The organism is Nocardioides sp. dk884 (genome assembly GCF_009557055.1).
Taxonomy (GTDB): domain Bacteria; phylum Actinomycetota; class Actinomycetes; order Propionibacteriales; family Nocardioidaceae; genus Nocardioides.
In genome coordinates, this window is the sequence record NZ_CP045649.1 from 415,303 (window position 1) to 428,519 (window position 13,217).

General features: G+C 72.9%; 12 protein-coding genes. 10 read left to right on the forward strand and 2 right to left on the reverse strand.

The window, feature by feature from the left end; genetic code table 11:
* The first annotated feature begins 196 nt into the window (after positions 1-196).
* From GFH29_RS02025 to GFH29_RS02040, 4 genes are all read left to right on the forward strand, one after another.
* Positions 197-1,069: a MaoC/PaaZ C-terminal domain-containing protein gene (locus tag GFH29_RS02025; protein ID WP_153321816.1), complete on the forward strand. Its 873-nt coding sequence runs from the start codon at positions 197-199 to the stop codon at positions 1,067-1,069.
* Position 1,070: 1 nt separating this feature from the next.
* Positions 1,071-1,697, forward strand: coding sequence for a PaaI family thioesterase (locus GFH29_RS02030; RefSeq protein ID WP_153321817.1), 627 nt, complete (start codon positions 1,071-1,073; stop codon positions 1,695-1,697).
* A 7-nt stretch (positions 1,698-1,704) separates the two neighbouring features.
* Positions 1,705-3,162, forward strand: coding sequence for an MFS transporter (locus tag GFH29_RS02035; RefSeq protein ID WP_153321818.1), 1,458 nt, complete (start codon positions 1,705-1,707; stop codon positions 3,160-3,162).
* A gap of 154 nt (positions 3,163-3,316) precedes the next feature.
* Positions 3,317-4,285: an MsnO8 family LLM class oxidoreductase gene (locus tag GFH29_RS02040; protein ID WP_153321819.1), complete on the forward strand. Its 969-nt coding sequence runs from the start codon at positions 3,317-3,319 to the stop codon at positions 4,283-4,285.
* A 14-nt stretch (positions 4,286-4,299) separates the two neighbouring features.
* Here GFH29_RS02040 and GFH29_RS02045 read toward each other — a convergent pair whose 3' ends face one another.
* A complete protein-coding gene (locus tag GFH29_RS02045) occupies positions 4,300-5,949 on the reverse strand; it encodes a class I adenylate-forming enzyme family protein (protein WP_153321820.1) in 1,650 nt (549 codons plus the stop codon).
* A 205-nt stretch (positions 5,950-6,154) separates the two neighbouring features.
* On the opposite strand from GFH29_RS02045, the gene GFH29_RS02050 reads away from it, so the two are divergent.
* The 6 genes from GFH29_RS02050 (at position 6,155) to GFH29_RS02075 (ending at position 12,553) form a co-directional block, all read left to right on the forward strand.
* On the forward strand, positions 6,155-6,916 hold the full coding sequence (locus GFH29_RS02050; RefSeq protein ID WP_153321821.1) for an SDR family NAD(P)-dependent oxidoreductase: 762 nt from the start codon (positions 6,155-6,157) through the stop codon (positions 6,914-6,916).
* 217 nt (positions 6,917-7,133) lie between these two features.
* Complete coding sequence (locus tag GFH29_RS02055; RefSeq protein WP_228387707.1) at positions 7,134-8,084, forward strand: ABC transporter permease; 951 nt, start codon at positions 7,134-7,136, stop codon at positions 8,082-8,084.
* Entirely contained in the window at positions 8,077-9,114 is a 1,038-nt protein-coding gene (locus GFH29_RS02060) for an ABC transporter permease (RefSeq protein ID WP_194288898.1), read from the forward strand. The genes GFH29_RS02055 and GFH29_RS02060 overlap by 8 nt, the downstream gene beginning before the upstream one ends.
* Complete coding sequence (locus GFH29_RS02065; RefSeq protein ID WP_153321823.1) at positions 9,111-10,154, forward strand: ABC transporter ATP-binding protein; 1,044 nt, start codon at positions 9,111-9,113, stop codon at positions 10,152-10,154. The genes GFH29_RS02060 and GFH29_RS02065 overlap by 4 nt, the downstream gene beginning before the upstream one ends.
* Positions 10,154-11,143 carry an ABC transporter ATP-binding protein gene (locus GFH29_RS02070; RefSeq protein WP_153321824.1) on the forward strand — a complete coding sequence of 330 codons (990 nt, stop codon included), beginning with the start codon at positions 10,154-10,156 and terminating at the stop codon, positions 11,141-11,143. Before GFH29_RS02065 ends, GFH29_RS02070 begins: the two co-directional genes overlap by 1 nt.
* Positions 11,144-11,149: 6 nt before the next feature.
* Complete coding sequence (locus GFH29_RS02075) at positions 11,150-12,553, forward strand: amidase (protein WP_153321825.1); 1,404 nt, start codon at positions 11,150-11,152, stop codon at positions 12,551-12,553.
* Positions 12,554-12,621: 68 nt separating this feature from the next.
* On the opposite strand, the gene GFH29_RS02080 is transcribed toward GFH29_RS02075, so the two are convergent.
* The gene (locus GFH29_RS02080) at positions 12,622-13,194 is read right to left on the reverse strand and encodes a VOC family protein (protein ID WP_153321826.1); all 573 of its coding nucleotides are present in this window, start codon (positions 13,192-13,194) and stop codon (positions 12,622-12,624) included.
* Positions 13,195-13,217: the final 23 nt, after the last annotated feature.

Sequence of the window (13,217 nt, forward strand, 5' to 3'; positions counted from 1 at the left end):
CACTCCTGTCCTGCTGCTCGTCGGGGCGGGCAGCAGCCCGGCCCCCGGGTCGCTGCGACCCTAGGAGCGGGCGGGTACGACGTCTCGCCGCGCATCCCGCTGAGTGGGCCGCGCCCGGGGGTGCGCCGGGCCCGCCGGGGTCCAGTCAGTGGGACCGGGGGTCGACCCGACCCCGTCCGGGTGGTCACGTAAGCCCGTGCCTATCGACGTCGCCACCGCGCTCGGCGCGGAGCCCACCGTGCGAGAGGTCTGCTGGACCCCGCGCGACGTGCTGCTCTACCACCTCTCCGTGGGCGCCGGCCGCGACGCCGCGAGCGATCCCGAGCTCGCCTACACCTTCGAGCGCGGCCTGCAGGTGCTGCCGACGTTCGCGATGGTCGCCGGCAAGGGGCTCTCCGCAGGCGACGAGGCCAGCGCGCCGGAGATGCGGATGCCCGGCATCGACATCGACCTGCGCCGGATCCTCCACGGCGGCCAGGCGCTGACCGTGCACCGGCCGCTGCCCGCGCAGGGCCGCGCCCGCCTCCGCACCCGGGTCGCGGAGGTCTGGGACAAGGGCAAGGCGGCGGTGATCGTGCTCGAGCACGACGCGCGCGACGAGCAGGACCAGCCGCTGTGGACCACCCGCATGCAGATCTTCGCCCGCGGCGAGGGCGGCTTCGGTGGCGAGCCCGGTCCGGAGAGCGCCTGGAGCGCCCCGGAGCGCGGGCCCGACCACGTGCTGGAGTCCCCGACCCGCCCCGACCAGGCGTTGCTCTACCGCCTCAACGGCGACCTCAACCCGCTGCACATCGACCCCGAGTTCGCCCAGGCGGCCGGGTTCGAGCGGCCGATCCTGCACGGGCTCGCCTCCTACGGCATCGTCGCCAAGGCGATCGTCGACGGGCTGCTCGACGGCGACGCCGCCCGGTTGGACTCGCTCTCGGTGCGCTTCGCCGGCTCGATCCACCCCGGCGAGACGATCCGCACCGCGGTGTGGCGCGACGGCGCCGACCTGCTGCTGTCCGCGACCTGCCCCGAGCGCGATGGCCAGCCGGTCCTGACCCACGCGACCGCCCGGGTGCGCTGAGGTGGTCGCCGGGGAGTCCTTCCGCGAGTGCTCGTCGCCGCCGGTGGACGGCGGCGTGGACGCCGCGGTGGCCGCCGTACGACGGCTCGCGGAGGCGCTGCTGCGCACCGGCGACACGGCGGCCGTCGACCTCGACGACCTGGCCCGGCGGATCACCGCGCTGAGCGAGGAGGTCGAGGAGCACACCCCGGCCCTGGACACCCGGATGGTGGACATGTGGTCCGGGGAGGGCGCCACCCGCCACGACCCGGTCACCGGCCCCGAGAACGCCCTCGCACCCCCGCTGCACCTCACCGGCCACGAGGACGGCTCGGTCTCCGGCACGGTCCGCCTCGGGGTGCTCTACCAGGGCCCGCCCGGCTGCGTGCACGGCGGCGTGAGCGCGCTGCTGCTCGACCACACCCTCGGCGTCGCGAACGCCTGGGCCGGCACGGCCGGGATGACCGGCACGCTGACGGTCCGCTACCACGCACCGGTGCCGCTGCACGAGGAGCTGCTCATCAGCGGTCGCCAGGAGCGCGTCGAGGGCCGCAAGATCTGGACCACCGGCACGATCTCCCACGACGGAGAGGTGCTGGTCAGCACCGAGGGGCTGTTCATCGACGCCCTGCTCCAGCGCCCCCGATGAGCAGCAGGTGACCTCGGGCAGCGCCACCGCCGCGCGGGCCGGCACCCCTGGTGCGCCGCGCCCGGCGGCGATGATCGCGGTGCTGTGCGCGGCCGGCATCTGCGTGGCGCTCGTGCAGGCGATGATCTTCCCCCTGGTGCCCTCGCTGCCCGGCATGCTCGGCACCAGCGCCGCCGACGCGACCTGGGTGGTCAGCGCGACGCTGATGGCCGCCGCGGTCGCGACCCCGGTGAGCGGTCGCCTCGGGGACATGGTCGGCAAGCGCCGGGTGATCCTGGCGAGCCTGGGGTTCCTCATCGCCGGCTCGCTGGTCTGCGCGGCGTCCTCGAGCCTGCTGCCGATGATCGCCGGCCGGGCGCTCCAGGGCCTGGCGATGGGCACGATCCCGTTGGGGATCAGCGTGATGCGCGAGGAGCTGACCACCCGTCAGATGGCCACCGGCATCGCGGTGATGAGCGCGACGATGGGCATCGGCGGGTCGATCGGGATGCCGCTGAGCGCGCTCGTGCTCGCCGTCGCGTCGTGGCGGGTGATGTTCTTGCTGGTCGCGCTGATCGCGTCGGTGTGCGCGGTCGCGGTGCTGCTGGTCGTCCCGCCCTCGCGGGTCACCAGTCCCGGCCGCTTCGACCTGCTCGGGGCCCTCGGGCTGGCGGTGGCGCTGGTCGCGTTCCTCCTCGTGGTCACCCGCGGTCAGGAGTGGGGCTGGGCCAGCCCGCGCATCGGCGCCCTCGCCGTGCTCGTCGTCGCGGTGCTGGCCTGGTGGACCCGCTTCGAGCTGCGCCGCCGTGACGCCCTGGTCGACCTGCGGGTCTCCGCGCGCCCGACGATGGTCTGGGCGAACCTCGCGGCGCTGGCGCTCGGCTTCTCGATGTACCCCCAGGGGCTGGCCTTCCCGCAGATGATGAACGCCCCGACCTCCACCGGCTACGGCCTCGGCCTCGACATGGTCGTCGCGGGGCTGGTCATCGGCACCGGCGGGCTGACGATGCTGCTGCTCGCCCCGCTCGCGGCCCGCTTCATCGTCGTACGCGGAGCGCGGCTGAGCCTGATGCTCGCCGGCGTCCTGGTCGCGCTGTCCTACGCCGTGCCGCTCGTCTGGTACGACGAGCCCTGGTACTTCGCGCTGGCCAGCATCGTCATGTGCGCGGGCCTCGCCTTCGGGATGGGCGCGCTGCCGCAGCTGGTGATGTCGGCGGTCCCGGTGGGGGAGACCGGCGCCGCGAACGGGGTCAACGCGCTGATGCGCTCCCTGGGCCTCGCCGTCTCCGGCGCCGTGGTCAGCATCGTGCTGGCCGCCTCCACGCTCGAGGCCGGCGGCGCGACGTACCCCACCCTCGGCTCGCTGCGGCTGAGCTATGCGGTCACCCTGCTCGCCGCGCTCCTGGTCGTCCTCTGCGCCTGGCGGGTCCCGCGCGCCGGCACGGCGGTGGCGGGTGCCGGTGCGGGTGCGGCGGGGCGCTCGTAACTGCGCAATTGCTGAGATAAACACCTGGTACGTCCGGGGACCGGTGGTTTTCCCAGCAAGTGCGCCGAAAGACACCGCCCCGACCGCCCCGCCCCCGGCCCCCCGCCCCCGGCCCCCCGGGAAGCCCAGCCCACCCCGCGGCGTTGAGTCCTGGGTGAGGCTCTCGCTGCTCGACCGTTCCCGGACCCGTGTGGGGCACCCCGACGCGGAGGCGTTGCATGCCACGGTGGCCCGCGCGGAGCATGCCGAGCTGATCGGCTACGAGCGGTTCTGGGTGGCCGAGCACCACGCGGTGCGCGGTATCGCCTCGGGCGCGCCGGCCGTGCTGCTGGCCGCGGTCGGGGCGCGCACCTCCCGCATCCGGATCGGGTCGGGCGGGGTGATGCTGCCGCTGCACCAGCCGCTGGTGGTCGCCGAGCAGTTCCTGGTGCTCGACGCGCTGCACCCCGGACGCGTCGACCTGGGCCTGGGCCGCTCCCTCGGCTTCACCGCGCCGGTACGCCGCGCGCTGCGCCGCGACCTCGACGCGCCCGACTCCTTCGCCGACGACCTCGCGGAGCTGCGCGGCTACCTGGAGGGCAGCGGGGAGGTCACCGCGCGCCCGGCGACCCCGGGCCGGGTGCCGATGCACGTGCTCGCCACCGGGCGCGGCGTCGAGGTCGCCGCCCGGCTCGGGCTGCCGGTGGTGGTGGGCGGACCGGTCCTCGACGCCGAGGAGCTGCCCGACCTGTTGGCCGGCTATCGGCGCCGGTTCCACCCCCATCTCGGCAGCAACCCCTGGGTGACGGTCTCCCTCGACGTCCTGGTCGCCGCCGACGACGCGAGCGCCCGCGAGCTCGCGCTCCCGGAGGCCTGGGCGATGGCGCTGGCGCGTCGCGACGGCGAGTTCCCGCCGCTGGAGCCGGTGGCCGGCATCCGCGCGGCCACCTGGTCCGACCAGGTGCGCCGCCGCGTCGAGGCCTCGCTGGACCGCGCCGTGCTCGGCAGCCCGGCGACCGTGCGGCGGCGCCTGGAGGAGCTCGCCGAGCGCACCGGCGCCGACGAGCTGATGTCCAGCGCCTCGACGTACGACCGCGACGCCCTGCTCGTCTCCGACCGGATGCTGCGCGACCTCGTGTCCTGAGCGGCGCGCGGCCCTCAGACCTGCACGCGCGCCCGGACCACCTTGCCGGTGGCGTTGCGGGGGAGCGCCTGGTCGGTGATGCGCCAGTGGGTGGGGACCTTGAAGTAGGCCAGCGAGGCGGCGACGTGCTCGCGCAGCTCCTGCTCGAGCTTCTCGGCGTCCACCTCCGTGCTGCGTCGTACGACGACCGCCGCGACCTCCTGGCCGAGGTCGTCGTGATCGATGCCGAGGATCAGCGCCTCCTCGACGTCGGGGTGCTCCATCACCACGCCCTCCACCTCCGCGGGGTAGACGTTCTCGCCGCCGCGGATGATCAGGTCCGAGCGCCGCGTCGACAGGCGCACCCGGCCCTGCTCGTCGAGCTGGCCGAGGTCGCCGGTGTGCAGCCAGCGGTCCGGGCCGATCGTGGCCGCGGTGGCCTCGGGGTCCTCCCAGTAGCCGAGCATGTTGTAGACGCTGCGCGCGCAGATCTCGCCCTCGACGCCCGGCGGCAGCGCGTTGCCCAGCGGGTCGCGGACCTCGAGCTCGACGCCGATGATCGGGCGGCCCAGGGTGCCGGGGGCCTCCTCGAGGTCCATCGGGGTGGCCACCGCGAGGGCGGTGCACGACTCGGTGAGGCCGTAGCTGTCGGCCAGCGACGCGGCGAACGGCAGCTGGGAGCGCAGCTGGTCCTTGAACTGCGGGGAGGACGGCGCCGAGGCGAGCGCGAAGGCCCGCAACGAGGAGGTGTCGTAGCGGCCCAGGTCGCCGTGCTCGAGCAGCCGCTTGGCCATCGTCGGGACCGCGCCCCAGTTGGTCACGCGCTCGCGCTCGATCAGGCTCATGACGGCGTCCACGTCGAACGCGCCGAGGTGCATGCTGATCTTGGAGCCGGTGCCGAGCCGGGTGACCACCAGGTTGTGCAGGCTGCCGATGTGGAACAGCGGCATCACCAGCAGGTGGTTGCGATCGCGAGGGTCGGTCGGGTCGCCGAACGCCGCCAGCAGCGCGTCGTTGTAGCGGTGGTACTCCAGGACGGCCAGCAGGTTGCGGTGGGTGTGCACCGCGCCCTTGGGGCGCCCCGAGGTGCCGGAGGTGTAGATGATCACCGCCGGGTCGTCCTCGGCGATGGTGGCCGCGGGCAGCGGGCTGCCCCGGTGCTCGGCCACCAGCCGCGGCAGGTCCTCCTCGACCGTGAGCACGGTGAGCCCGTCGACGGGCTGCACGAGCGCCGCGCGGCGCTCGTCCACGACGAGCACCTGGGGGCGGGTGTGGCCCAGGCCGTAGGCGAGCTCGCGCTCGGTCCACCACGCGTTGTAGGCGACCGCGACCGCGCCGATCGAGACCGTCGCCCAGAAGGCGAGGACCCAGCCGGGGTTGTTCGCCGAGGCGATGGCCACCCGGTCGCCGGGCTGCACGCCGTACTGCTCGCGCAGGGCGTGCGCCAGCGCCGTGACCTGCTCGGCGTGCTCGGCGTAGGAGAGCCGCTCGTCCCTCGTGACGAGGTAGTCGCGGTCACCGTGCTCGACGGACTGCTCCAGCAGCGCGCGCAGCGAGAGGTCGCGGTGCGCGTGGACGCGCAGCGTCGTGCCGAGGACCTCCTCCTCGACGAGCTCGAAGCGACCGCCGGGACCGGTGAGGTCCGCGATGGCGCGCATGGCGTGGGCGTGCAGATCCGTGGTCATCGTGCCCTCGATCGGGGTGGTGGCGTGACGGGGGAGGCGGTCAGTGTGGGGCGCCTGGAAGCGACGCACACCACATTTCCCGATCACCGGGACGTGGACCCTACCCCGTTCCAGTGACCGGGATCACCTCTACCTGCGGGTGATCGCGGCCACTTCCATGGGCGCCCTGTGGCCGGCGCCGACGCCGGCCGGGAGGAGGGCATCGATGGGTTCGCTCGAGGGCAGGGTCGCGCTGGTGACGGGCGCAGGTCAGGGCGTCGGTCAGGGCATCGCCCTCGCGCTGGGCGCCGAGGGCGCCGACGTCGCGGTGCTCGGTCGCACGCCGGCCAAGCTGGAGACGACCTGCGAGCTGCTGCGCGAGCGCGGGGTCCGGGCCGAGGCGTTCGCCTTCGACGTCGCGGACACCCCCGGCGTGCCCGCCGTGGTCGACGCCGTGGCCGCCCGGTTCGGGCGCATCGACATCCTGGTCAACAACGCCTACACCGGCGCCTTCGGCCCGCTGCTGGAGCTGAGCGACGAGCAGTTCCAGCGCGGCTTCGTCTCCGGCCCGTTCGCGACGATGGCGATGATGCGCGCCTGCCACCCCCACCTCGCGGCCAGCGGCAACGGCCACATCGTCAACCTGGTCACCTCCGCGATGGTGCGCTGGGACCCCTCGACGTACGGCTCGTACGCCGCGGCGAAGCAGGCCGTGCGCTCGCTGACCCGCACCGCCGCGGTCGAGTGGGCCCGCGACGGCATCCGCGCCAACTGCATCGCCCCGCACGCCCTGTCGCCGGGGCTGAAGGCGTGGACCGAGGCGTTCCCGGAGGAGGCGGCGGAGTTCACCGCGACCATCCCCGCCGGGCGCATCGGCGAGTGTGAGGACGACATCGGCCGGGCGGTCGTCGCGCTGGTCGGCGACGACCTGCGCTACCTGACCGGTGCCACCCTCCCGCTGGACGGCGGACAGGCCTTCTTCGGCTGAGGAGCAGGGGGCGAGAGCCCTGCTGAAATCGGCCTCCCGGTCAGTGAGAAACCGCGTGTGGCCTCCACCACACGAGCCCTAGCGTCAGCGTTTCGCCGGCTCGGCCGTGCGTCCCCCCGCGTCACGTTCTCCGGCCGGTCTCCCGACCGGCCCGCCCGAAGGGAACTCCCTGGATGTCAACCGCAGCTCGTGTGTCACCGGCCGGACGTGGCCGCTGATGCGCACAGCACTGATTCGCATCGGCGAGCTCGTCGCCGTGCTGATGATCGTGAGCTTCGGCGTCTTCATGCTGGTCTCGCTGCTGCCCGGCGACCCGGCCGTCTCCATCCTCGGCGACGGCCGCAGCCCTGAGGAGTACGCCGCCAAGCGCGCTGAGCTCGGGCTCGACGACAACGTCCTCGTGCGCTACCTGGACTGGTTCGGGTCCGCCCTGCGCGGCGACCTGGGCACCTCGTTGATCCCGCCGCAGAACGACGTCGTGGACCGCATCCTCGGCGCGCTCCCGGTGAGCGTCCAGCTCGCCGCGATGGGTCTGCTGATGGCGCTGGCGATGGCGATCCCGCTGGCCATGTGGAGCGCCTCGCGCCCCGGCGGCCTGGTCGACCGGGTCATCGGGGCCTCGATGTTCGCGGTGCTCTCGGTGCCGTCGTTCCTCGCGGGCCTGCTGCTGATCGCCGTCTTCGCCAACGGCCTCGGCTGGTTCCCGCGCGCCCAGTGGGTGCGCATCACCGAGGACCCCCTCGGCAGCCTCTACCACTCCTTCCTGCCCGCGCTGACCATCGCGCTGATGGAGCTGGCCACGTTCACGCGCGTGCTGCGCAACGACCTGATCGGCACGCTCAACGAGGACTACATCCTCGCGGCGAAGGCGAAGGGGATGCCGCCGTGGCGGATCCTCGTCGTCGACGCGCTGCGCCCCTCGTCGTTCTCGCTGATCACGCTGCTCGGCATCAGCATGGGCCGCCTCGTGGGCAGCACGGTGATCGTCGAGTACCTCTTCGCGCTGCCCGGCATGGGCGGTGTGGTGGTGAACGCCGCCAACCAGGGCGACTACCCGCTGGTCCAGGGCTCCGTGCTCGTCATCGCGGCGATCTACGTGCTCGTGAACGCCGGTATCGACCTCTCCTATGGCTACCTCGACCCAAGGACCCGCCGTGTTCATGCCTAGGAAGCAGACCCCCGAGGGGTCCTCGCTGACCCGTTCCCAGCTCGGTGCCGTCGGCGCCGGCCTCCTGCTCGCCGGTGTGGCGCTGCTGGTGGTCGGCTGGTCGGCCCCGCTCGTGCTGTTCGCCAAGGCGGTGCTCGTCCTGGCGGGCGTCATCGTCGCCTCCCAGGGCCTGTCCCGCATCGTCTGGGCCGTCCGCGGCCGGCGCCCCGACATCCTGGTCTACCTGTGCTCGGCGTGGCTGATCGCGCTGATCACCGTGGCGGTCCTCGCCCCGGTGCTGCCGCTGGGCGAGCACGTCGACGTCGCCTCGGCGCTCACCGCGCCGACGTACCAGACCCCGGAGCTGCTCTCCGAGCACCCGCTCGGCACCAACAACTACGGCCTGGACCTGCTGGCGCGCTCGATCTACGGCGCGCGCACCTCGCTGATGATCTCGCTGCTCGCGGTCGCGATCGGCACCGTCGTGGGCGGCGCGATCGGCATCGTGGCGGGCTACTTCCGCTCCGGCGTCGACAGCGTCGTCGGCATCTTCACCAACGCGCTGCTCGCGGTGCCGCCGCTGATCCTGCTGATCGCGCTGGGCACCGTGCTGGACCCGAAGATCCGCAACATCGCCCTGGCGCTGGCCATCATCACCATCCCGAGCATGATCCGGCTGGCGCGGGCGAACACCATCGCCTTCGCCCAGCGCGAGTTCGTGCTCGCGGCCCGCGCGATGGGCGCCACCCGGCTGCGGGTGATGGTCCGCGAGCTCACGCCCAACGTCATGCTGCCGGTGTTCTCGATGATGATCGTGATGATCTCGGTGCTGATCGTCGCCGAGGCCTCGCTCAGCTTCCTCGGGCTCGGCATCCAGGCTCCCGAGCCCACCTGGGGCAACATGATCTCCGAGGGCGAGGGCGGCACCATGCAGGACTTCCCGCACGTCGTCCTGGTGCCGGGCACGTTCCTGTTCCTCACTGTTTTCTCCTTCAACCTGCTGGGCGAGAAGGCCCAGAAGCGTTGGGACGCAAGGAGCGCGAAGATATGACGAGTCATCCCATCCTCGAGGTCGAGGACGTCCGCACCGAGTTCGCCACTCCCCGCGGCCTGGTCCGCGCGGTCGACGGGGTCTCGCTGACGCTCCGCCCGGGGGAGACCCTGGGCATCGTCGGCGAGTCCGGGTCGGGCAAGTCGGTGCTCGGGCGCACGATCATGGGCCTGATCACCAACGGCCCCACGACCACCGTCAGCGGCATCGTCCGGCTGGCCGGCCAGGACGTCCACGCGATCTCGCCCAGCCAGCGGCGCAAGCTCTGGGGCCCCAAGGTCGCGATGGTCTTCCAGGACCCGATGACCTCGCTGAACCCGGTCAAGAAGGTCGGCGTCCACATCACCGAGGCGCTGCGCCTGCACCTGGGCGTCGGCAAGGCCGAGGCGCGCGAGCGGGCGGTCGACCTGCTCAAGAAGGTCGGCATCCCCGAGCCCGCGCGACGGATGAACCAGTACCCCCACGAGCTCTCCGGCGGCATGCGGCAGCGCGTGGTCATCGCGATGGCGCTGTCGTGCGACCCCGAGCTGCTGATCGCCGACGAGCCGACCACTGCCCTCGACGTGACGGTGCAGAAGCAGATCCTGGACCTGCTCGCCTCGCTCAGCACCACCATGAACATGGCGACGATCCTGATCAGCCACGACCTCGGCGCCGTCGAGGGCCGCACCGACCGGGTGCAGGTGATGTACGCCGGCCGGGTCGTGGAGACCGCGCACACCGGCACGGTCTTCGCCGCGCCCACGCACCCCTACGCCGAGGCGCTGCTGGCCTCGATCCCGCGGCTGCAGGACGCCCCGCACACGCTGCTGCGCGCCATCAACGGCACCCCGCCGGACATGGCGAACCCGCCCTCGGGCTGCCGCTTCGCCCCGCGCTGCGTCTACGCCACGGACCGGTGCCGCACCGAGACTCCGCTGCTGGAGGACCGCGGCACCTCGCAGGAGCCGCACCTCGCGGCCTGCCACTACCCGCTGTCGGCGCCCGGGGCCGCGAGCCCCGACCCCGCGCCGGCCGGCCTCGTGAAGGAGATCAACTGATGGCAGGCAGCGGAACCGCCCACATGCGCTCCTCGGACTCCCCGGTCCTCAGCGTCGACGACCTCGTCGTGGAGTTCCCGGTCGGGCGCAAGCAGAAGGTGCACGCCGTCTCCGGGCTCAACCTCGACCTGCTCCCCGGCGAGACGCTGGGCATCCTCGGCGAGTCCGGCTGCGGCAAGTCCACCGCCGGCCGCGCGGTCATGCAGCTGCCCGCGCCGACGTCCGGGCGGGTACGCCTCGGCGATCGGGAGCTCACCGGGCTCAAGACCCGCGACCTGCGCAAGGCACGGGCGCGGATGCAGATGATCATGCAGGACCCCACCTCCTCGCTGAACCCGCGCCGCAAGGTCAAGGACCTGGTCGCCGAGGGCCTCGCGATCTGGGGCTACGACGGCACCGCGGAGGAGAAGGAGACGCTGATCCGCGAGACCCTCACCGCGGTCGGGCTCGACCCGACGGTCGTGTGGGAGCGGCGTCCGCACGAGCTCTCCGGTGGTCAGTGCCAGCGCGTGTGCATCGCGCGGGCGCTGATGATGAACCCCGAGGTGCTCATCTGCGACGAGCCGGTCTCGTCCCTGGACGTCTCGGTGCAGGCGCAGATCCTCAACCTGCTCGAGCGCACCAAGGAGCAGTACGACCTGAGCATGATCTTCATCGCCCACGACGTGTCGGTGGTCAAGAACATCAGCGACCGGGTGATGGTGCTCTACCTGGGCAAGACCTGCGAGGTCATCCCGTCCGCCGACATGGAGGTGCGTGCCGCGCACCCCTACACCCGGATGCTGCTCGCCTCGATCCCCGGCGCCGGTGACCGCGAGGTCGCCAGCTCCGCGGCCGCCGTCGAGCTGCCCTCGCCGCTCAACCCGCCCTCGGGCTGCCGCTTCCGCACCCGCTGCCCGCTGGCCACCGAGCGCTGCGCGGCCGAGGAGCCCCAGCTGCGCGAGCTGCACCCAGGCCAGTTCGTCGCCTGCCACCACCCGGTCGGGTAGGAAGACATGGACCTCTCGCTGGGTGACGCCACCGCGACCGCCGACGCCGTACGTCGGGGGGAGGTGTCGGCGCGCGAGGTCGTCGAGGCGGCGATCGCGCGCATCGAGAAGCTCGACCCGACGCTGAACGCCGTCGTCGGCGAGCGCTTCGAGCAGGCGCTCGCCGAGGTCGACGCGGGCCTCCCGGACGGCCCGCTGCGCGGCGTACCGACGCTGGTGAAGACGCTGTCGACCGACGTCGCCGGCCTGCCCACCACCGGCGGCAGCCGGCTGTTCCGCGACAAGGTCGCCACGAGCGACAGCGAGCTCGTGGCGCGCTACCGGCGCGCCGGGATGGTGGTCCTCGGGATCACCAACACCCCCGAGCTGGGCAAGAACGCCAGCACCGAGCCGCTGCTCTACGGCCCCACGCACAACCCGTGGAACCCGGCGTACTCCCCGGGCGGGTCGAGCGGCGGGTCCGCGGCGGCGGTCGCCTCCGGCATGGTCCCGGTCGCGCACGGCAACGACGGCGGCGGCTCGATCCGGATCCCCGCCGCGATGTGCGGGCTGTTCGGGCTCAAGCCGAGCCGGGGCCGGGTGCCCGCGGCGCCGTACCTCTCGGGGCTCTCGAACCCCACCAGCGTGCACCACGCGCTGACCACCACCGTCCGCGACTCCGCGCTGCTGCTCGACGTCTCCCACGGCCGGGTGCCGGGGGCGCCGTTCGACGCCCCGACCCCGTCGGGGACGTTCCTCGCTGCGGCCGGACGCGACCCGGGCAGGCTGCGGATCGGCGTCGCGACGTCGGTGCCCGACGGCCCGCCCACCTCCCCGGAGTACGTCGCGGCGGTGCGGCGCACCGCCGACCTGCTCACCTCCCTGGGCCACGAGGTCCGCGAGGTCACGCTCGGCTACCGCTACGCCGAGATGGCGCCGTGGTCGGGTCTGGTCATGGGCGCCTCGCTGGCCGCGCTGGTCGACGACCGGCTGGCCGAGCTCGGCCGCGAGCTGCGCGAGGACGACCTGGAGCCGTTCACCCGCGGGATGTACGAGCACTACCGCCAGGTGCCGGCTGCCGAGGTCGCGCGGGCCCTGCAGGGCTTCGAGCGCACCGGTCGCAGCATCGGCGCGATGTTCGCCGACCTCGACGTGGTGCTGACGCCGGTGCTGTGCCAGCCCACCCCGCAGCTGGGGTTCCTGGACACGACCGACCCCGCAGCGATGTACGAGCGTGCGTCGAGCTACTCCGCCTACACCAGCCCGGGCAACGTCTCCGGCGCCCCCGCGATGTCGGTCCCCGCCGGCCTCGACGAGCGCGGCCTCCCGCTGGGCGCGCACTTCTTCACCGACCTGGGCGGGGAGGAGCTGCTGCTCTCCCTCGCCGCCCAGCTCGAGCAGGCCGCCCCCTGGCCGACCCGCGCTCCGTAGGTCGAGCGTGCCGTGGGTCCGGTGCGCCGTGGGTGCGGTGCGGTGGGGTCCTCTCGGCGGCGCAGCGGTCAGGCAGACAACCCCTGTGCTGCCATCCACTCGGGGTCGGGGTCGACCTGCTGCACGAGCTCGATGACGAGTCCGTCCGGGCCGGCCACCTGAAGCCGGCGCTGTCCCCACGGCTCGGTGAGGAGTGGTGTGAGGATCTGGACCCGGTTGGACACCATTCGCTCGTGCTGGCCGTCGACGTCGTGCACGACGAGCGCGAGCATGGCGCCCTGAACCCGGTTCGCGGGCCCGACCCAGGTCTGGTGGTCGTGCCGGACGAAGTCGACGCGTAGCTCTTCGCGGTCCGGGTGCTGGGTGCTGACGTACCAGCCGAGATCCACCAGGATCGTGAAGCCGAGGTGCTCGGCGAACCATCCGCCGGCAGCAGTCGGATCCGTCGAGGCGAATGCCGCACCGATCTGAGTCACCTGCATGAGCTCCCCGTTCTCGCTGTCTCGCGGTCGGGGCGAGAGTGTCAGTCGGTAGCGGCGGCGGCAACTGCTTTCAGCGCTGTGCCTGCGTGGGAGCCCCCCGGCGGTCGAGCTCGTCGAGACGACGGCCGAGGAGGCTGAAACAGCGGTGGAGAAAACCATTGCTCTCGAACGTTCGTTCGAGT